This window comes from Paenibacillus glycanilyticus (genome assembly GCF_023715145.1).
Classification (GTDB): Bacteria; Bacillota; Bacilli; order Paenibacillales; family Paenibacillaceae; genus Pristimantibacillus; species Pristimantibacillus glycanilyticus_A.
In genome coordinates, this window is the sequence record NZ_JAMBNP010000003.1 from 286,992 (window position 1) to 308,163 (window position 21,172).

The 21,172-nt window shown below is 53.8% G+C and carries 16 protein-coding genes and 2 riboswitches; of the genes, 9 read left to right on the forward strand and 7 right to left on the reverse strand.

The features are described 5' to 3' along the window. The first annotated feature begins 49 nt into the window (after positions 1-49). Positions 50-739, forward strand: a complete 690-nt coding sequence (locus tag M3194_RS10970) for an NAD-dependent epimerase/dehydratase family protein (RefSeq protein WP_251653468.1) — start codon at positions 50-52, stop codon at positions 737-739. On the opposite strand, the gene M3194_RS10975 is transcribed toward M3194_RS10970, so the two are convergent. From M3194_RS10975 to M3194_RS10995, 6 genes are all read right to left on the reverse strand, one after another. Beyond that, entirely contained in the window at positions 711-3,041 is a 2,331-nt protein-coding gene (locus M3194_RS10975; protein ID WP_251653469.1) for a histidine kinase, read from the reverse strand. The two genes, M3194_RS10970 and M3194_RS10975, sit on opposite strands and share 29 nt — an antisense overlap. A 73-nt stretch (positions 3,042-3,114) precedes the next feature. Next, positions 3,115-3,723: a potassium-transporting ATPase subunit KdpC gene (gene kdpC, locus M3194_RS10980; RefSeq protein WP_251653470.1), complete on the reverse strand. Its 609-nt coding sequence runs from the start codon at positions 3,721-3,723 to the stop codon at positions 3,115-3,117. 25 nt (positions 3,724-3,748) lie between these two features. Next, positions 3,749-5,758 carry a potassium-transporting ATPase subunit KdpB gene (kdpB, locus tag M3194_RS10985; protein ID WP_251654224.1) on the reverse strand — a complete coding sequence of 670 codons (2,010 nt, stop codon included), beginning with the start codon at positions 5,756-5,758 and terminating at the stop codon, positions 3,749-3,751. Positions 5,759-5,803: 45 nt separating this feature from the next. Then, a complete protein-coding gene (gene kdpA / locus M3194_RS10990; protein WP_251653471.1) occupies positions 5,804-7,483 on the reverse strand; it encodes a potassium-transporting ATPase subunit KdpA in 1,680 nt (559 codons plus the stop codon). 18 nt (positions 7,484-7,501) lie between these two features. Beyond that, complete coding sequence (kdpF, locus tag M3194_RS31630; RefSeq protein WP_397334308.1) at positions 7,502-7,579, reverse strand: K(+)-transporting ATPase subunit F; 78 nt, start codon at positions 7,577-7,579, stop codon at positions 7,502-7,504. Positions 7,580-7,886: 307 nt separating this feature from the next. Next, the gene (locus M3194_RS10995; RefSeq protein ID WP_251653472.1) at positions 7,887-8,291 is read right to left on the reverse strand and encodes a hypothetical protein; all 405 of its coding nucleotides are present in this window, start codon (positions 8,289-8,291) and stop codon (positions 7,887-7,889) included. 121 nt (positions 8,292-8,412) lie between these two features. Continuing rightward, a riboswitch (cyclic di-AMP (ydaO/yuaA leader) is annotated at positions 8,413-8,595 on the reverse strand. A gap of 111 nt (positions 8,596-8,706) precedes the next feature. Then, a riboswitch (cyclic di-AMP (ydaO/yuaA leader) is annotated at positions 8,707-8,904 on the reverse strand. 530 nt (positions 8,905-9,434) lie between these two features. Between M3194_RS10995 and rlmN the strand changes: the two genes are divergently transcribed. After that, positions 9,435-10,505: a dual-specificity RNA methyltransferase RlmN gene (rlmN, locus tag M3194_RS11000; RefSeq protein WP_251654231.1), complete on the forward strand. Its 1,071-nt coding sequence runs from the start codon at positions 9,435-9,437 to the stop codon at positions 10,503-10,505. Positions 10,506-10,524: 19 nt separating this feature from the next. Here the strand turns inward: rlmN and M3194_RS11005 are convergent, their stop codons facing one another. After that, complete coding sequence (locus M3194_RS11005) at positions 10,525-11,184, reverse strand: lysoplasmalogenase (protein ID WP_251653473.1); 660 nt, start codon at positions 11,182-11,184, stop codon at positions 10,525-10,527. A 94-nt stretch (positions 11,185-11,278) separates the two neighbouring features. On the opposite strand from M3194_RS11005, the gene M3194_RS11010 reads away from it, so the two are divergent. The 7 genes from M3194_RS11010 (at position 11,279) to M3194_RS11040 (ending at position 21,115) form a co-directional block, all read left to right on the forward strand. Beyond that, positions 11,279-12,646 (forward strand): aldehyde dehydrogenase, encoded by a 1,368-nt coding sequence (locus M3194_RS11010; protein WP_251653474.1) that lies wholly within the window; start codon positions 11,279-11,281, stop codon positions 12,644-12,646. 159 nt (positions 12,647-12,805) lie between these two features. Beyond that, positions 12,806-14,356 (forward strand): DHA2 family efflux MFS transporter permease subunit, encoded by a 1,551-nt coding sequence (locus M3194_RS11015; protein ID WP_251653475.1) that lies wholly within the window; start codon positions 12,806-12,808, stop codon positions 14,354-14,356. 131 nt (positions 14,357-14,487) lie between these two features. After that, positions 14,488-15,198 carry a glycosyltransferase gene (locus M3194_RS11020; RefSeq protein ID WP_251653476.1) on the forward strand — a complete coding sequence of 237 codons (711 nt, stop codon included), beginning with the start codon at positions 14,488-14,490 and terminating at the stop codon, positions 15,196-15,198. Positions 15,199-15,384: 186 nt separating this feature from the next. Then, on the forward strand, positions 15,385-17,373 hold the full coding sequence (locus M3194_RS11025) for a beta-galactosidase (RefSeq protein WP_251653477.1): 1,989 nt from the start codon (positions 15,385-15,387) through the stop codon (positions 17,371-17,373). 45 nt (positions 17,374-17,418) lie between these two features. Beyond that, positions 17,419-18,387, forward strand: coding sequence for an ABC transporter permease (locus tag M3194_RS11030; protein ID WP_251653478.1), 969 nt, complete (start codon positions 17,419-17,421; stop codon positions 18,385-18,387). A 32-nt stretch (positions 18,388-18,419) separates the two neighbouring features. Then, the gene (locus tag M3194_RS11035; RefSeq protein WP_251653479.1) at positions 18,420-19,310 is read left to right on the forward strand and encodes a carbohydrate ABC transporter permease; all 891 of its coding nucleotides are present in this window, start codon (positions 18,420-18,422) and stop codon (positions 19,308-19,310) included. A 71-nt stretch (positions 19,311-19,381) separates the two neighbouring features. Continuing rightward, positions 19,382-21,115 (forward strand): extracellular solute-binding protein, encoded by a 1,734-nt coding sequence (locus tag M3194_RS11040; protein WP_251653480.1) that lies wholly within the window; start codon positions 19,382-19,384, stop codon positions 21,113-21,115. The last annotated feature ends 57 nt before the right edge of the window (positions 21,116-21,172 follow it).

A 21,172-nucleotide genomic window follows, 5' to 3' on the forward strand; every position in this document is an offset into this window, starting at 1 on the left:
CTATGCCATAATGACTATAGTGCCTTTTGAAAAAGGGAGAGATGCGAGAATGGCTGCTAATCCGCAGAGACAGAAAATTAAAGCGATTGTTACCGGAGCGACGGGGATGGTGGGAGAAGGCGTCCTGATGGAATGCCTGCTTCATCCGGATGTCGAGCAGGTGCTGGTCATTACCCGCAGGCCCTCCGGCGTTACGCACCCGAAGCTGAAGGAAATCATCCATAAGGATTTCTACGATTTGACTCCCATTAAGGATGAGCTGATAAGCTATAATGCTTGTTACTTCTGCCTTGGCGTCTCGTCGGTCGGCATGCCGGAGGCCGACTATACCCGCGTCACCTACGACCTGACCATGCATGCGGCACGCCTGCTCTCCAGCCTGAACCCGGACATGGTCTTCTGTTATGTGACCGGAGGGGGAACCGATAGCTCCGAGAAGGGACGCGTCATGTGGGCCCGGGTGAAGGGCAGAACGGAGAATCATCTGCTGCAGCTGCCATTCCGGCGGGCGTTTATGTTCCGACCCGGCTATATGCATCCGACGAAGGGGCAGGTGAGAGTGCCGAAATGGGCTAGAGCATTGACTTGGCTGTACCCCATCCTCCGGCCGATTTTCCCAAACCATCTCATTACGCTTCGGCAAGTTGGCCTCGCCATGATTCGAACGTCCTATACCTCGTATGAGCGACGCATTCTCGATCCAAAGGATATTATTGCTCTTGCAAAGGAAGGCAGCTGACGACCATCACATCCATGTTTCGGCCGCTCTGCAAGATCTTCTTCACCAAGGACGGCCGGAATATTCTCGCGAGCCAGCCTCTTTTCTCCTGACCGATGATAAGCTGCGTGCTCCTTACGGCATTGGCATGCGTAAGCAGAAAAGCCGGCAGATAGGGCGACTGCTTCATCGGCTTCGCAATAAACGTGCCTCCCAGCTGCTCCGTTAATTGAAGGAGATCCTTTATGCGGCGTTCTATGGCCGCATCTTCTTTTTTGCCGCTCTGCACGGCCATGACATGCCACTCCGCTTTCAGCCGGTAGGCGATGCGGAACCCTCTGCGGATAAGCCGCTCCCCTTGGGCAAGGTTGGTAATGGCAACGAATATGACCTCCCGTCTCCGCCACGGTCCGCGCAGGGCGTCGGTCCGCTCCCAGGATTCCAGCCGTTCATCCACGTCGTCGGCAATCTCTCTTAAGGCTAGTTCCCTAAGCGCAATCAGATTGCCAAGCTGAAAGAAAGCGCCAAGCGACTCCTCTATTTTATGAACCGGATAGATCTTCCCCTGCCGCATTCGCTCCTGCAGCGCTTTAGGCGATACGTCAATCAGCTCTACCTCATCAGCGAGACGGAGCAGGCGGTCCGGAATGGTCTCTCGGACGCGCACGCCGGTAATTTGCTCCACGGCATCGTTTAAGCTTTCGAGATGCTGGACGTTAACGGTCGAAATGACGGAAATTCCGGCATCAAGAATCGTAAGGACATCTTCATAACGTTTTTTAAAGCTGCTTCCCGGCACATTCGTATGAGCCAATTCGTCGATCAGCACCACCTCCGGAAAACGCTCCAGAATAGCAGGGACATCCATCTCCTGAAGGGTGGTTGTTTTATAAGGAATTGAAGCTTTGGGAATCATCTCGAGCTCGCCGATTTGCTCCATCGTATCCTTGCGGCCATGCGTCTCGAGCAGACCAATAACGACATCGATTCCTTTGCGGCGGAGAACATTTCCTTCCCTGAGCATGGTATAGGTTTTGCCAACCCCGGGTGCCGCGCCGATGTATACCTTGAAGGTGCCGCGTTTGAGGCGGTTGGTGGATTTCTCCTGCTCCGCCGGACTGAGTCTTTTATAGAAGGAATTGGCAGCGGCGTTCCGGTGCTTGACTGGCAGGATGCGTTCTCCTTCCGTTTCTGTCCGGTCCGCGACGAAGAAGACATCGATATGGCGGGCGTAGCGCAATATGCCGTCCACCACGGAGCCCCGAAGAAGCTCCTGCAGCGGGGTGTGCTTGGAGTGGCCCAGCACGATCCGGGTCACGCCATGAGCCATCGCGTAGTTGGCCATATGCTCCGGCAGCTGGCGCCGGCGAAGGCGAGGGATGGCAAGCTCCTCGAAGCTGGCTCCGATTTTCTCCGTCAGTTTGATGATGGACCGCTTGAACGCGGCTGCTTCCTTCGACAAAGCAAGGTCAGCGGGGACGAACGAGACTACCAACAGCTCGCCGCTCAGCCTTCTGGCGACTTGTTGGCCGCGCCGAATATGGATGGAACCGTTCCAGTAATATTGGGCCGCAACCAGAATCTTCTCCGCCGCACCCGATGGCCCAACCAATCCCTGCTGTCTCCGATGGCTCTCCAGCGATTCGTTCACATCCTCCGCCATCAGACGCAGAGCGAGCTCCCGCAGCTTGCCTAGATTACCTCTGCGGAGCAGATGAGGGGAGCTGGTATTGCACAGATTTCCTTCATCCAGACGCGTCAGAATGGTTTCCGGCGTAACGTCGATGAGACGAACTTCATCCGCAAGCTCCAGCGTATCGTCCGGTACCGTATGCTCGGCTTCGATCCCGGTCAACTGGTAAGCATGATCCGAGATATCCTCCAGCTCGTAAACATTAAGGGTTGTGATGACACTGATCCCGTGATCCAGCAAATGCTTGATATCATCCAGACGGGTGGGAAATTCGCTGCCCGGCCGGTTGCGGTGTGCAAGTCCGTCCACCAGCAGAACTTCGGGATTGCGTTTCTTGATGGCCGCAAGATCGAGGTCCTTGCGTTCGACGCCATCCTGCCGCCAGTGAATGCTTGGAATCCGGTCGAGCTCGGCAAGCTGCTCCATGGTATCCGGCCTCCGCATCGTGGAGACGGCGCTGGCGACTACATGAAGACCCTGCTGCTTAAGCTGCTGGCCTTCGCGCAGCATATGATACGTTTTGCCGGTTCCGCTGACGGCGCCGATATAGATTTTGAGCCGTCCATGATGAAGCTTTGTGATGGCCTGAAGCAGCTCTTCAGGGGTTTTGCGACGAAAACTGTCGTTCATAGGATATTCCTCCTTCCCGGTTGGCTTAGGAAAGCCCCGCATGCTCCTATTGAAGGGTCAGGCGGGGCTGATGTTATTTGCGAAGCTGGCTTAATTCGATATTCAGTTCAAGCACATTCACGCGGGGATCGCCAAACAGGCCAAGATCCCGTCCGTCCGTATGCTTCTCTACTAGCTGCTTCAGCGTATCCGCCGGCAGGCCGGTCAGCTTGCTGATTCGCGGGATTTGGACTTCGGCAGATGCCGGCGTAATATGCGGATCCAGACCCGAACCGGAGTTGGTGATAAGGGCAATTGGAAGCTTGCTTATCGGGACATCCGGGTTCGCTGCCTGCCAGGCAGTAATCGAGTCTTGCGTCCGTTTCAACATGTCGGGATTCGACGGTGCATAGTTGTTGGAGCCGGAAGCTTCCGCTTTATAGTCAATGCTGGATACTCGTCCCTGGAAATAAGCCGGGTCGGTGAAGCTTTGCCCGATTAGGGAGGAGCCGATAATCCGTCCGCTTGCATCCTTGATCATGCTGCCGTTGGCCTGATGCGGAAAGATCAGCTGGGCGAGGCCAGTGGATACAAGCGGGTATATAATTCCGCAAAGGACAATAAAAGCTATACCGGCTCGTATGGCTATGGCAAGAATAGAGCTATTTGATATTGAACCGGAGTTCGAATTCGAGTTTGTCATAACAATCTCTTCCTTTCAGGACGTTCTAGATCCATACATGAACGAGCAGGTCAATCAGCTTGATCCCGATGAATGGGGCAATTACGCCGCCAAGCCCGTAGATAAGAAGGTTTTTGCTTAACAGCTTCGATGCGCTCATCGGCTTATAAGCGACCCCTCGCATCGCCAGCGGAATAAGGAGCGGGATAATTACCGCGTTGAAGATAAGCGCGGATAGAATCGCCGATGAAGGCGAACCCAGCTTCATAATGTTCAGAGTATCCATCTGCGGAATCGCAAGCATGAACATCGCCGGAATGATGGCGAAATATTTGGCGATATCATTGGCGATACTGAAGGTCGTTAACGCGCCGCGCGTCATCAAGAGCTGTTTGCCGATGGCGACAACCTCGATAATCTTCGACGGGTCGGAATCAAGATCAATCATATTGGCGGCTTCCTTCGCCGCCACCGTTCCGCTGTTCATGGCAAGGCCAACGTCAGCTTGAGCAAGAGCAGGAGCATCATTCGTTCCGTCGCCGGTCATCGCAACAAGGCTGCCCGCTGCTTGTTCGCGGCGAATGAGCGCGATTTTATCCTCCGGCTTGCTCTCGGCCACAAAGTCATCCACGCCGGCTTCGCGGGCGATGGTTGCTGCGGTGAGAGGGTTATCACCCGTACACATAATGGTCTTGATCCCCATGCGGCGGAGCTGCTCAAATCTCTCCTGCATGCCGGGCTTCACCGTATCCTTCAAATAAATAATGCCATAGATGCGGTTATCCACCGCTACGGCAAGCGGCGTACCCCCGAGAACGGCAACTCCTTCGCCGGTAGAGTCAAGATCGGAAGGAACGGTACCTCCTTGCGATGCTACCCATTTCTTCACGGCATCCACGGCGCCTTTGCGGACCTTCCGTCCATCCGGAAGATCAAGACCGCTCATCCGGGTCTCGGCCGTAAATGGAATGACGGCTGCATTCTCTGCAAGCTGAGACGGAAAGCTCAGCTGTCTGGTCTTCATCAGCTCAAGCACGGAGCGGCCTTCCGGCGTCTCGTCTTTGGCCGAGCTGAGTGCCGCCCACTGTCCAAGCTCCTCAATACTGGTTCCTTTGACAGGAAGGAAGTCGCTCGCCATCCGGTTACCGTAAGTGACGGTGCCTGTTTTATCCAAAATCATGGTATTAATATCTCCGGCTGCTTCTACGGCTTTACCCGACATAGCCAGCACGTTGAACTGCGTGACGCGGTCCATGCCCGCGATGCCGATAGCTGACAGCAGACCGCCGATTGTTGTCGGAATGAGACAGACGAGCAGGGCAATAAGGACCGGAATATCGAGCTCAACCCCTACATATTTGGCGATAGGGGCAAGCGTCACAACAACAATCAGGAAGATCAGCGTCAGACTGGTCAGCAGCGTGTTAAGCGCCAGCTCGTTAGGCGTTTTTTGACGCTTCGCGCCTTCGACCAGGGAAATCATCCGGTCAATAAACGACTCGCCGGGATCACTCATAATTCGGACCTTGATCTGGTCGCTGACAACGCGGGTGCCGCCCGTCACGGAGCTGAAGTCGCCTCCGGCTTCCTTGATGACCGGTGCTGATTCCCCCGTAATCGCCGATTCATCAACGGAGGCAAGACCTTCAATGATTTCGCCGTCACCGGGAATCATCTCTCCTTCGGAGACGAGAACAATATCTCCTTTGCGAAGCTCGGATGACGATACTTGCTTTATAGCGGTGCCTGTTACTTTATTTGCCGTGATGTCCTGCTTGCTTTTCTTGAGTGAATCCGCCTGAGCCTTGCCGCGTCCTTCAGCCAATGCTTCGGCGAAGTTGGCGAACAGGACGGTAAACAGCAGGATTAGAAAAACGGTCAGATTGAATCCGACGCGGCCCTCGGTACCAAAGTAGCCGGGGAAGATGGTCATCAGCAAGACAACCAGGGTGCCGACTTCAACGACAAACATGACGGGATTTCTCATCATGGTCAGTGGATTTAATTTCAGAAAGCTGTCCTTCACCGCACGGTTTACGATAGCGGAAGTCAGCATGGATTTACGTTGTGTGGTCACGGTTATTCACCTCATCCTTATCCGTTAGCGAATCGTCAAATGCTCTGCAATAGGGCCAAGCACTACGGCAGGCAGGAACGTCAGCGCGCCAACAATCACTACGGTCCCTACAAGAATGCCGGCAAACAGCACGTTGTCTGTCCGGAAGGTACCCATCGTCTCGGGGACAGGCTGTTTGCGAACAAGCGAGCCGGCTACCGCGAGCATGGCGATCATCGAAATATACCGCCCAAACAACATGACCAGTCCGGTCGTAATGTTCCAGAATGGCGTATTGTCGGCGAGACCCTCAAAGCCGGAGCCGTTATTAGCAGCCGACGAGGTATATTCATAAAGCACCTGCGAGATGCCGTGGAAGCCCGGATTCGTAATAGCGCCTTGTCCCAGGTCGGTCAGGAAGGCGATTGCCGTCGGAGCCAGAATAATGAAGGGGTGAACCAGAATCGCGATGGCGATCAGCTTCATCTCCCGCGGCTCGATTTTGCGACCAAGAAACTCAGGTGTCCGTCCAACCATCAGGCCTGCGATAAATACGCCGAGAATGGCATACATGAGCATATTGACGAGTCCGACACCCTTACCGCCGAATACCACGTTCAGCATCATTTCCGCCAGCGGGACCATCCCGCCTAACGGGGTCAGCGTGTCATGCATGTTATTAACGGTACCTGTTGTTGCCGCCGTCGTAACCGCTGTGAACAGGGCGGATTGCGCCATGCCGAATCGGACTTCCTTGCCCTCCATACTGCCCTGCGAAGCATCGACACCCAGGTTATTCAGTACCGGGTTGCCATTCACTTCGGCGGTATAAACCGTTGCCAGGAAGACAAGGAACAGCGTCATCATTGCGCTGAATACGACCCAGCCCTGCTTGCGGTTGCCTGCAAAGCGCCCGTAGACATAAGGCAGGGAAGCAGGCAACGCCCACATCGACAGGATCTCGATCACGTTCGTCAGCGGATTCGGATTCTCGAACGGATGCGCCGAGTTGACTCCGAAGAAACCGCCGCCGTTGGTGCCCAAATGCTTAATCGATTCAAGCGAAGCAACCGGACCGATCGCGATGCTTTGCGTTGCTCCCTCGAGCGTTGTTGCCGTTACCGTTGGCTGCAGGGTTTGCGGCACATGCAGGCCGACCAGCACCAGCGTGATGAGCAGGGCCAGCGGAAGGAAGATCCGCGTATGGGACTTCACGAAATCGGAGAAGAAGTTGCCGATCGTTGAGCCTCTGCTTGTGATCCCGCGGATAAAAGCTATCGCAACCGAGAAGCCGGTAGCCGCCGACGTAAACATCATCATCATAATGACGGCCATCTGCGAGAAGTACGACAGCCCGGTCTCGCCGCTGTAATGCTGCAGATTCGTATTGGTGATAAAGCTGATGACCGTATTAAAGGATAAGGTTTCTTCCATGGCGCCAATTTTATTGGGATTACCCGGCAGCGCGCCTTGCAGGCGAAGGAGCAGATAGCTGATCGCGACAAGCGCGATATTGGTCAGAAGAAAACTTAGCGCATACTTTTTCCAGGTCATGCCATCACGTGATTTCAGGCCGATTATCCTATAAATAAACCGTTCGGTTCCGCCAAAGATGCGGTCGGTCCGGTTAGGTTCATCGGAGTATACGTGATACACGTAGGTTCCAAGTGGTTTGACGAGCAGAACAAGCACGCCAATCACGATTATCATCTGTAAAATATCCATTGTGACCTCCCGAAAGGGTTAGAATTTCTCCGGCTTAATTAATGCGTAGATCAGGTAAAGAAAGATAAACAAGGCAAGCAGCAGCGTGACAATCATCGTTTCTCCTCCTCATGGATGACAGCGTCGCACCAATGCATAAAGCCGGCGAAGAGTACAAATACGGCTGCCAGAAGCAGTACCATGTAGATATCTTGCATATTTTGTTCCTCCTTAAAAGAATTGCTACATAAACAGCCTAGTGTAGGCTGTTTGTGGTAATTCTTGCTTCGAAAGCGTGGACCTAAAGAATTGCTACATAAACAGCCTAGTGTAGGCTGTTTGTGGTAATTCTTGCTTCGAAAGCGTGGACCTAAAGAATTGCTACATAAACAGCCTGGTGTAGGCTGTTTGTGGTCATTCTTGCTTACCCGTTTAACTCGTTTGTAATGAGAAAAGACGTTTCCGCGCTGCCGGAATAAATCACGAAGTTAGCGCCCATTCCCTTATAGATCAGTCTCGGATTCGAGCTGTCTGTAATGACATAGATCGATTTCGACGTCCAGCTGCGGCAGATCTGAATATATCGGCAGCACAGATTCAAGCTTCTCTCGAATAAAAAGATCCGGCCAACCGGCAGCTCCGGTATACGCCAGGTAGCTTCATCCATGGTGTTGATGACAATTATTGTGCTCACTTGCAGCATAAGCATTCGCTCATATTCATTTTTGTTGTTTACAATTGCCGCAAACGGGATATGTCTGCGCTGCAGCTGTTTAATAAAGTCCTCACCCTGCACATTGGGTGCCGAGACGAGAATATAATCGTTCATGTATTTCGCTCCTCTGTTGTTAGAGGAATCAACGACAAACAAAAAAAGCCGCGGAAGAGGGACTCTTCACGCGGCTTATAAGCGCAGCAGAAAACAAACCGCGCCTATACTCACGATCATCGTTGCCTCTCTTGGTACGCTGACGAGGTTAGCTGACGGATTCGGGCGTAAGAGTCGCCCTACGCCATAACGGCCATATTACGGCCGCTGCGGCGATTCACCCCGTGGACGTACGGCTGTTGTCGCCGTTCATCCGATTGGTTCCCCCGTTCCCTTGGTGAAAGGGATTAAGCGATAAAGACACTTGAATAATAGAAAAAAGCCGCAGAGGAAAGTCCCCGCGGCCCGTTTGGGTCACAAGATAACATCATCCTCTCTACCTGGAAAATGCGCCGCAGCTCAGTAGCTATGCTGCAGCCGGCATTTTCATCGCTTACGAGGTTAGCTGACGGATTCGGACGGTGAGAGTCGCCCTACCGGGTCCGGCTGCATGCAGCCTTTTCCGGATTCACCCCGGACAAACAGGACGCAGCCGGCTCTCACACCGTCTGCGACTTCTGCTTATCATTTGGTTCCCCCGTTTTCCATTACGGAAACTCAGCGATTGAACACTACATTTCTTTTGGATGAATCGTATATTACGCCTGACTACAGCAGATGTAAATGAACGATAGAGGCGGCATATTGTCTAATTATGACATTGCAATTGGTTAGAGCGTTTACATTTACAGCGATCTCTATGATGCTCTTTCTGAAGCTGTATATCTCTCGAATGCGGCAATAATGCACAAAACGACTACTTTGGAGAGGCCCATTTACGGCTTGTTACTCGATTGAACAACCAAATAACAGGGAAAAACCGTGCTACAGCAGGGTTGGCGTAATGAAGCGGGGCAGAAACAGTCAAATAAGACGTAAAAACCGTGTTACAGCAGGGTCGGTGTACTGGAATGGGGCAGAAGCAGCTGAATAAGACGTAAAAACCGTGCTAGAGCATTGTTGGCATGTTAATGGCGGTCTATCTGGCGATGGGAGAGGCTATGATGGAAATGGGGGGAATCTCCCCTTGTTTTCGTCCGCCAATTTTGGGACAATAGTAGTCAGTATGCGGTTTAGGCCGCGTTTGTGAAAAGAGGATAAATGATGAGTACACCATCCATATATGGATTTACTTTAGATCAATTAACGGCATGGCTGGGCGAGCGCGGACATAAAAAGTTCCGGGCGACGCAGGTATGGGATTATTTGTACCGGAAGCGCGTGACGAGCTTTGCGGACATGAGCGAGGTACACGCGGACTGCGTGAAGCTGCTGGAGGAGAATTTCGCGATTCAGACGCTGGCCGAGCATACGAAGCAGGTGTCCAAGGACGGCACGGTTAAGCTACTGCTGAAGCTTGATGACGGCAACCTGATCGAGACGGTCATGATGCGGCATAAATTCGGTTTATCGGTCTGCGTGACAACGCAGGTAGGCTGCAATATCGGCTGCAGCTTCTGCGCGAGCGGCCTGCTGAAGAAGAGCAGGGATCTGACGAGCGGCGAGATTGTCGAGCAGATTATGAAGATTCAGCTTCATCTGGATGAAGCGGGTCAAAGCGAGAAGGTCAGCCACATCGTCGTCATGGGCATCGGCGAACCGTTCGATAACTTCATCCATCTCAATGACTTCCTGACAACCGTGAAGGATCACAAGGGCCTTGCGATCGGACCGCGCCATATTACCGTTTCGACGAGCGGTCTCGCGGACAAGATTCGGGAATTTGCCGATAAGGACCAGGGGGTTAACCTCGCCGTATCGCTGCATGCGCCTAACAATGAGCTGCGGACGCGGATTATGAAGATCAACCGCGCCATCCCGATCGAGAAGCTGATGGACGCCATCGATTATTACCTGGAGCAGACGAACCGCCGGATTACGCTGGAATATATCCTTCTGAAGGATGTGAACGACCAGCATGAGCATGCTCTTGAGCTTGCCGAGCTGGTGGGCGACCGCCGCCGTTCGCTCGTCAACGTGAACCTGATTCCGTATAATCCGGTTGACGAGCACAGCCAATATCAGCGCAGCGAGAATGATTCCATCAAGGGCTTCTACGACACGCTCAAAAAACAAGGCGTCAGCGTCAGCGTCCGCCTCGAGCACGGCGCCGACATCGACGCGGCTTGCGGCCAGCTGCGAAGCAAGCAGATGAACAAGGAAAAAGCGGGATAACCATACAAGAAAGCCATGATCAGAGGATCATGGCTTTTTGCTTAGGAGCGTTACGGGATTGATGACCGATGCAGGCGGCGATGCAGAACTGCGCGGCATAATAGGTGGTCATGATCAGAATATCCGAGCCCGCAACCTCCGAGACGAACTTATTCCAGGCCAGAACGGAGTCCGATGCCATGAACAGCAAGGCGCCGGCAACCGCCCAGACGTTGCCGGACATCATGGCCGACCATCCCATCAGCGATATCGCGGTTACATACACAAGCACCGGTCCCTTCAAGCTGCCGTCTCCCGATTTCGCGAGCGCATCCAGCAGTTCATTGCCCATATAGACGGCATATACTCCAATGGGAAGGATCGTTGCAGCCCGCCAAACGGAGAACTTCCATTGACTGAAAAATCCGCTTAAATAAAACAGATGCCCGATCAAAAAGGCGGACAGTCCTACGATGAAATGGTCGAGGGTAACATCTCCGATGATGCAGAAGACAAGACCGGCAAGCAGAATGCGTTGGAACCGCTTACCGTTTCCGGCAGATTGCAAGTAAGCATAGGCGATGATGAGAATCATCGGGATAGCTTTGAAAATTAGCTTGACGGCATGCGGTTCAGCAGGAATGATAAAAATGTACAGCAAACCCGTAAGCAGGATGAGTGCAGGCATGATTTTATACAATCAACATCGCTCCTTTTACACAGTACTATAGCATAGATTTTACCTTGGATTAGGCAGAAATAAATAGACTTCTATCGTAAAGGCGGGGTACATAATGAACGGATCTTTATTGCTCGAGAAACAGCAGGTTTATTACCGCACCGGCGCAACCCGTAGTCTCGAATTCCGCCTGGCACAGCTGGCGAAGCTGCGCCAGGCTATCGTGGAGCGGGAGGATGCGATCATGCTGGCGCTTCGCGAGGACTTGAACCGAAGCGAGCAGGAAGCTTTTATGCTGGAGATTGGGCTCGTGCTCAAGGAAATCTCGTTTGTTCGGAAGCGCCTGAAGCGGTGGATGAAGCCCGCCAAGGTGAAGACCGCGCTCACCCATGCCGGCAGCAAAGGGTATATTGTGCCCGAGCCGCTTGGAACGGCGCTTATTATCGCACCGTGGAACTACCCGTTCCAGCTGGCGGCCGCTCCGCTCGTTGGTGCAATTGCAGCCGGCAATACGGCTGTATTGAAGCCATCGGAGCTTTCTCCGGCGGTATCTAGCATCCTATCCTCGCTTATTCAGGATACCTTCGATCCCTCGTACATTGCCGTCATGGAAGGCGGGGTTGAAGTCAGCAGAGAGCTGCTGAACCTGCCGTTCGATAAAATCTTCTTCACGGGCAGCGTCAATGTCGGCAAGCAGGTCATGGCTGCGGCTGCGAAGCATCTCACGCCCGTTACGCTGGAGCTTGGCGGCAAAAGCCCGGCGATCGTTCACCATGATGCCAATCTCAAGCTGGCTGCGAGACGCCTTGCCTTTGGCAAGTTCATCAATGCGGGACAGACCTGCATCGCTCCGGACTACGTGCTTGTGCACCGCAGCGCAGAAGGGGAGTTTGTGGAGCAGATGCGCAAGGCGGTTGCGAAGTTTTACGGTGCGGAGCCGCTCACCCATCCGGATTACGGCAGAATCATTTCGGAGCGGCATTTCAGCCGGCTCGCCGGCTTCCTTCGGGATGGAGAAGCCGTAATAGGCGGCCGTGCCGATGAGCTGGCGCTCCGCATTGAGCCGACCGTTCTTACCGTGGTGGATTGGAGCATGCCGATCATGCAAGAGGAGATATTCGGCCCGATTCTGCCGGTGCTTGTCTATGACGAGCTGCAGGAGGCGATTGATCTGATTAATGCGCGGCCAAAGCCGCTTGCCCTCTATTTGTTCAGCGAGAATCCGGCTATTCAGAAGCGGGTGACGGAGGCGGTGCCTTTTGGAGGTGGGTGCATTAACGATACGCTTATGCATCTGGCGACGCCTTATCTGCCGTTTGGAGGGGTGGGCGAGAGCGGCACCGGGGCTTATCACGGCGAGTACAGCTTCAAGACCTTCTCCCACATGAAGAGCGTATTAAAGCAAACGACCAAGTTTGACTTTGCGTTCCGTTACCCGTCTGCCAAGGGTGGTCTGTCGATCATTCGGAGGCTGATGAAATAGCAGGTGGAGAGTGAAAACGTTTTATCTATTTTTTGGAAAAAATTTATTTGACTTCTGTCCGGTTTGCTCAGTAACATGGGGGAGCACAACCATTACTTGACAGCCGTTGTCCATCGCATCCCTGGCGTAATGGTGTATTCCATGTAGGAGGTCAAGCAGATGGAACAACGGTTAACCGATAATCCGCAGGAGCAGGAATTCAGTCTGAAAAGCATTCTGCTTCCGCTTGTCGCGATTATTCTCGGCTGCTTTATGGTCATTCTCGACACTACCGCCATGAACGTTGCCTTATCGAAGCTCGTAGAGGATTTCCATACGCAGCTTCCCATCCTGCAGTGGACGGTAACGGGCTATATGCTTGCGCAGGCTGCCGTTATCCCGCTCGCGGGCTGGCTGTCCGACCGGTTCGGCGCCAAGACGGTCTTCCTGACCTCGGTCGTTCTCTTTACGATCGGCTCGCTGTTATGCGCGCTGCCGAATGACCCGCATACGCTTATTATGTTCCGCGTCATTCAAGGACTCGGAGGCGGCTTTGTGCTGCCGGTTGCGATGGCTTATGTCTACCGGCTGAGCCCGCCCAATAAGGTCGGGCAGGTCATGGGTATGCTCGGCGTACCGATTCTGCTGGCTCCGGCTATTGGTCCGATCCTCTCCGGCTGGCTGGTCGAATATCATTCCTGGCGCTGGATCTTCCTGATTAATTTGCCGGTCGGAATTATCAGCGTATTGTTTGGTCTGTGGAGTCTGCCGAAGCTGGCGACCAAGAAGCTTGCCGGATTTGATATTCCGGGCATGATTCTGGGTCCGCTCGCCTTCGCCGCGTTGTCCTATGGCGTCAACCAGGGCGCGGAAAGCTGGACGTCGGATAAGACGCTGGGCGGTCTGATCGTCGGCGGCGTCGCGCTGATCGTCTTTATCTTCGTAGAGCTGCGCGCGAAGCATCCGCTGCTGGATCTGCGGGTATTCCGCTCGGTCGATTTCTCGTTTGGCATCGTCGTGCAGTGGATTGTTCAATTCTCGCTGTTTGGCGCGATCTTCCTCTTGCCGCAGTTCCTGCAGCAGGGCCGGGGATACGGTGCCTTCGATACCGGGCTTACCTTGTTCCCGCAAGCGCTGGCTTCGGCCTGCATGATGCCGATCGGCGGTTATTTATTCGACCGGATCGGAGTTCGCTGGCTGGTCGTTATTGGACTTAGCCTGGTATCGGGCGCGATCTTCCAATATTCGCATCTCGATATCCATACCGGCAGGGAAGATCTGCTGCTCCCGCTTATTATGGCGGGCTCAGGTATGGGATTAATGATGATGCCGCTTAACTCCCATCTGATTAACAAGACGCCGCGCGAGCTGGTCAGCCGGGTGACTTCGCTTACCAGCGCCATGCAGCAGGTTATCAGTTCCCTTGCGGTAGCGCTGCTTGTAACGATTCTGACGAAGCGGATTGCCAGGCTGATGACAGAAGCGAATGTTCCGCCCGAGGTGCTGGCGAATCAAGCTTCGGGCAATGCCGCGCAGGCGGATCCGGAGCAGATGCAGCAGCTTCTCGCGCTTGCCGTGGATGCCTTCGATTATACGTTTGGCATCATGCTGTTTGTGGCCATAACCGGCGCCGTATTAGGCCTGCTGCTCCGCAGAGGCAAGAAGAGCCCGGGCGAGAACACGCAGGCGGATAAGCCGGAAGCGGCGCTTGAAGGGCTTCATATGGGATAATCGTTGAGCGCTCGGCTGACCTTAGCCGGGCGCTTTTTTTCGCTTCGAACAGGTATGAAATGGTTGGAAACGATCACAATATAACGAGTTCTGCCTACACCAATTAATCCCTGAAGGAGCAAAGATTCAACATGATGAAGCGCAATAAACGTTTGAAAATGACCGTCCTCGCGGCTTCGCTGGCGCTTGGCTTAAGCCTTGCGCCAGCCCAGGGCTGGGCGGCTAACCAGGCGAGCGATCGGGCGCCGCAGCAGGTTTGCGTTAACCCGGCAGCCGAGAAGCTGAAGGATGATCTCCGGCTTCTGTGGATCGACCATGCCGTATGGACGCGCAATACGATGATCAGCATGCTGGCGGGGATCGAGGATGCTAACCCGGTGCTCCAGCGGCTGCTGAGGAATCAGCAGGATATCGGCAATGCGATTAAGCCTTATTACGGCGAAGAAGCCGGCAATAAGCTGGCCGTGCTGCTTAAGGAGCATATCGAACTGGCCGGCAAAGTGATTACGGCGGCGAAGGACGGCAACAAGAGGGATTTCGAGAAATACAACAAGGAGTGGTATCGGAACGCCGACGATATCGCGAAATTTCTGAGCGGCGCCAATCCGAACTGGGCTTACGCCGATCTGAAGCAGATGCTCGATAAGCATCTGGATCTGCTGGCGGCCAATCTCACGGCAAGGCTGGCGAAGGATTGGGAGAAGGATATTGCCGCTTACGACGAAGGGCAGAAGCATCTGATGATGCTCTCCGATGCGCTTGCCGCCGGTATCGTCAAGCAGTTCCCCGGGAAGTTTGGCGTTCCGGCAGCGGGAAGCCTGGTTCCCCGGGCTAATCCATAAGAGTCGGACCAATCGTTAACAGCATAGACAAGATAGACTGTCCCGTTAGCCCGGGACAGTCTTTTTTTCGATTAAACAGACTTATTTGTCGGGTGTTCATCTCTCACTTCTCCGGTTTTGCCGCTGCCTGTCTCATTAGATAATAGAGTCATAGCAGGAGTAACAGAAACGGAGATGTGGCGAGATATGAAATTTGGCGTTTGTTATTATCCGGAGCATTGGCCGGAAGAGCGCTGGCCGCTGGACGCGAAGCTGATGCGGCTGGCCGGCATTAATGTCGTGCGTATCGGTGAGTTCTCCTGGTCCAAGCTCGAACGAAGAGAGGGCGAGTACAGCTTCGAGTGGCTGGACAAGAGCTTGTCCATCCTCGCTTCCGAAGGTATTCAGGTCGTATTGGGCACGCCAACCGCTACCCCGCCCAAATGGATCATGGACCGTCATCCTGATATATACATGCGCGATAACAAAGGGATTGTCCGGGGCTTTGGCCACAGGAGGCATTATTGCTACAACAATCCAGACTACCATGCGCATGTCCGCTCTATCGTGACCAAGATGGCGGAGAGGTACGGCGGCCACCGGAGCGTTATCGCCTGGCAGATTGACAACGAGTTTGGCTGCACGGATACAACGCGGTGTTACTGCCAGAATTGCCGTACCGCCTTCCAGCAATGGCTGGAGGACAAGTATAAGGACATTGATAACCTGAATGAGCAGTGGGGAACGGTGTTCTGGAGCCAGATTTACAATGCGTTTAGCGAAATTGAACTGCCTGGCTACACGGTGTTTCCGCTTCATAATCCCGGAATGGAGCTGGACTTCCGGCGTTTCTCTTCGGATTCGGCAGTTCGGTTCCAGAAGATACAGCTGGAGCTTATCCGTTCCATTGCTCCAAACCAGCCTATCACCCATAACATGATGGGCATGTTTAACGAAATCAATGATTTTGACTTGTCGATAGAGCTGGATTTCACGTCACTGGACAGCTACCCGAACCTGATGTTCACCGACAAGCCCGACCCTCGTAACGCGGCACTGGCCCTTGACGCAACGCGAGGCTTCAAGCAGTCGAACTTCTGGGTGATGGAGCATCAGAGCGGCCCGCCCGGCGGGAACCTTCTCTTCCCGACCCCAAGGCCGGGCGAGCTCCGCAAATGGACCTATCAATCGATTGCCCATGGAGCGGATGCCATCCTGTACTTCCGGTGGAGAACTTGTTTATTCGGGGCCGAGCAGTTCTGGCACGGTCTTCTGCCGCATGACGGCATCCCCGGCAGACGCTACGATGAAGCGGCCCGTACGGGAGAAGAGCTGCAGAGGCTGCTGCCTCTCATGGAGGGAATCGGCAGCGGCGCGGAGGTTGCGATAATCCGCTCCTACGAGAATGAATGGACGATGGAGGTGCAGCCGCAGACCTTCGAGCACCGTTACGACCGGCAGCTGACGGCCTACTACCGCCACTTCTACAATAGCCGGGTTCCGGTTGACATCATCTCGGACGACAGTTCCTTCGAAAGCTATAAGCTGATTGTCCTGCCGCATTACATGATGGCGAAGCCGGGTGTTGCCGAGAGGCTGGAGCGTTACACGGCCGCTGGAGGCACGGTGGTGCTAGATATTCGCGCCGGAACAAAGCTGTGGAACAACCGGATGGACGATGCAACGCTGCCGGGAGCATTCAGGGAGCTGCTCGGGATTCGAATTTCCGATTACGGCACGCTTCGGAAGGGCGAAACGCGCCGGATTGCAGCCGCTAGCGGCGAGACTGTCGGACATGGAACGGTCTGGTATGATGTCATCGCTTGCGAGAAGGCGGAAGCCATCGCATGGTATGCCGACGATTACATGGCCGGCACACCGGCGGCCACGCGCAACGCTGTGGGCGCAGGCAACGCTTATTATTTTGGCATTGGAGCCGATCCTGACTGCATGCGCAGCCTTATGGGGCAGGTATGCGAATCGGCGAACATCGTCCCGATTGCCGGCATATCCGCGCCAGAGGAGGTGGAGCTGGCGAGAAGGGCTGACAGCACGCAGCGGTTTATCTTTGCGATTAATCATGCCGGAGAGGAACTAAGCATTCAGCTTGCCGTCCCGATGCGGGAGTTGATCTCGGATCGCGTGCTGGAAGGTACAGTCGTTATTCCTGCCTATGGCGTGTATGTATTTGCCTAGATGAACCAACGAAAGACAAACCTGCTGTCAAGAAAGGAGACTAACATGGCCAAACCCGCCAAAACACTAACGAATCAAGAGATTGTTCAACCGGCCGGGAAGAAGGCGGGCAAAAGCCTCGTCATACGTAGACAGTATCAGCTGCTGCTCATGTCAACGCCTTTCGTGCTTCTCGTTATGCTGTTTTCCTTCGGTCCGCTATGGGGCTGGATCATGGCCTTTCAGCATTACAAAGTAGCCTTGGGCCTTTGGCAATCGCCGTGGGCAGGCTTTGATAACTTCGAGCTGCTCTTCCGGGATCCGCAGTTCTTTAACGCGCTGCGCAATACCGTCGTCATGGGGGTACTGAATCTGGTGACGGGCTTTGTGGGCGCGATCGGGCTCGCGCTGCTCTTGAACGAAGTGCGATTCGTATTCTTCAAGCGGGTCATTCAGACATTGACGTACATCCCGCATTTCGTGTCCTGGGTTGTTATCGCGAACATCTTCGCAACGCTCTTGTCCCCGGATGCCGGCGTTGTGAACGCGATTCTGATGAAGCTGGGATTTATCCAGGAACCGCTCTATTTTCTCGGGGAGGAAAAATGGTTCTGGTGGATTCACACGGCGGCGAACTTCTGGAAGGAGCTTGGCTGGAATACGATTATCTACCTTGCGGTGCTTGTAGGCCTTAATCCGGAGCACTATGAAGCCGCGGAAGTCGACGGGGCAACGAGGTGGCACAAGATGCGCTATATCTCCATTCCGGGCATTATGCCAACAGCCGTCCTGCTTCTTATTCTGAGCGTTGGCTGGATCGTGCAAAGCGGGTATGAATCGCAATTCCTGCTTGGAAATCCGGTAGTTATAAACCGCTCCGAGGTGCTGGATCTCTATGCACTGAATTACTCGACCAGCATAGGCGATTATTCATACGGGGTAGCGGTCAGTATGTTCAAATCAATCGTCAGTCTTGTGCTTGTCCTGCTGGTCAATTACGCAGCGAAGAAAACATCCGGCAGCCGTTTATTCTAAGCCATGCCGGCGTGCCAAGGAGGTGAGAGAACATGTTAGTCAGGCGGTCTATAGGAGATGTCATCTTTAGTGCACTCAACTACATCCTGCTGCTGGTGCTTGGAATCGGAACGTTGTTCCCGTTCCTCAATCTGGCTGCCATCTCCTTGAACGATGCGGGCGATACGCTGAAGGGCACCATCTATGTCTGGCCCCGCGTCTTCACCCTGGAGAACTACAGCACGATTTTCGCCAATGACGGTCTGGCGGCAGCGGCGGTCCGTTCGGTCATCCGGACGGTCGTAGGCACGGCGCTTGGCGTTCTATGTACGGCCATGCTCGCTTACGCGCTGAGCAGGAGGGAGTTCTTCCTCCGCAAGCCGTTCAACATCATTCTGATTATTACGATGTACGTCAATGGCGGTCTAATCCCGTTTTATCTGCTGGTCAAAAATATCGGACTCATGAATCATGCAGCCGTCTATATCCTGCCGATGCTGATCGGAGTGTTTAACGTCATCATTATGCGAAGTTATTTCGAGCAGCTGCCGGAAGGAATTGTCGAGTCGGCCAAGATCGATGGCGCATCGGATTTTCAGATTCTGTTCCGCATCGTGCTTCAGATCAGCTTGCCCGTGTTATCGACGATTACGCTGTACATCGCTGTTCAGCATTGGAACTCCTGGTTCGACAATTATCTATACGCGAGCAGGAACGAGAACCTCAACCTGCTGCAATATGAGCTGCAAAAGATTCTGATCAGCTCCGTCAACCAGGTCATGAGCGCCAATACCCACATCGATGCAACGGATGCCAGAAGGACCAATCCGGAGACGATCCGGGCGGCTATGACAATCATCGTCACCCTGCCGATTCTGCTGGTTTACCCGTTCCTGCAAAAGTATTTTGTTAAAGGCATGACCTTCGCTGCCATGAAGGAATAGGCAGCCAAGATTAGTGTTGTCGGATCCATGAATCCGGTGATATTATCATGACAAGATGAGAGGGTGTCCATATGTCAAAGACATGGAAAAAAGGGTTAACACTGATGGCGGCTTCGGTTATGCTTACGGGTGTAATGGCCGGCTGCTCCTCCAATAACAACGGGGGCGGCAATACGGAAGCTTCGAACAACGGCGGTAACGCGCAGGCAACCAATGCCACAAATGAAGGCGCTTCCACGGAGCCGACGAAGGCGCCGGTTGAGCCGATTACTTACACCATGAATACAGCGGACGAGAAGCTGACCTGGGATACGCCGATTCAGAAGATTTTTACCGAGAAAACAGGCGTTTCCTTCAAATACGATCTGATCGTAGGCGAAGAAACGCAAAAGCAGGATCTGTGGCTCGCTTCCGGCGACTATCCGGACATTATGGCCATGGGCCCGCAGGAAATCCAGAAATATAAAGACGGCGGCGCCCTTGTTCCGCTGAATGATCTGATCGATCAATACGGCCCGAACATTAAAGAGAAGTTCGGCGAATACTTTAACCTCCTCAAGGATGCGGACGGCAAGATCTGGTCCATCTACGGCGTGAACAAAAGCCGTGAAGCCAAAGCCGACGCCGCCGCAAGCTTTATTGTCCAATACGACGTGCTTAAGGAAGCGGGTTATCCGCAGATTAAGACGCTCGACCAGCTTTACGAAATCCTCAAAGCCTACAAAGAAAAACACCCGCAGATTGACGGCAAAGACACGATCGGCTTCTCCGGCGCTATGGCTGGCTGGCAGGTCAACATCGAATACAACAATCCGATTATCAGCGCATCGGGATTGCCTGACCACGGCAACTTCCGGATTGACGCGAATGGCAAGGTAGAGTATAACCCGGTCTCCGAAGACGCGAAGAAATATTATTCCTTCCTGAACAAGCTTTATCAGAACGGGCTTTATGACAAAGAAGCCTTCTCGCAGGACGATCTGCAGAAGAAGCTGGCGCAAGGCCGCGTACTAGCAGCTTACGCACCAAAATGGATGGTCGGCAACGTAGAAACGCAATTCCGTCTTGACGGGCATGCGGAGCGTCAATACGCGTACCTGCCGCTGTTCTTCTCGGAGGATACGGTAGATCAATCGAATACGGTTGTTCCGACCTTCGCCGGCAGCTTGCAATGGGCGGTAACAACGTCCGCGAAAAATCCGGAGCGCTTTATCCAATTCATCGATTACTTGTTCTCGGATGAAGGCCAGATTTTATCGCAATGGGGTATTGAAGGAACGCATTACGAAGTGAAGGACGGCAAGCGCACCCTGCTGCCGGCGGAGCTGGAAGCACGCAAGAATGATCCTGACCACGGCACCAAAGAAGGCTTTACGAGCAACGGCACGGGCAGCGGCTCCTGGTTCAACGTTGGCGACGGAGCGAAGCTGAGCGACGGCGATTACGCGACTCCGTTGACCAAAGACTATCAGCTCAGCCTCTATGACGATACGACCAAAGAAGTTCTCGCCAAATACGGCAAGCAAACCTGGGCGGACTTCCTGCCGCCGGCTGAAGTGGTACCGGGTTACTTATGGCAGCTGTCGCCGCCTGAGAATATCAGCCTGCAAGCGAAGAAGATCGAGGAAGCCTGGAAGAAATATTTGCCGAAGCTTATTATGGCGAAGAGCCAGACCGACTTTGACGGCAGCTGGGACGGCATGAAGTCGACCATGGACAAAGCGGGGCTGCAAGAAGTAAATGATGCCTATACGCAGCTGTGGGCAGACTTTAACAGCAAATTTAAAGCCACCATCGGAGAATAAGCGCAGGCAGTAAGCTGCTTTAATATCGCGTACGCCTTGAACACTTGTGCAAGGCGT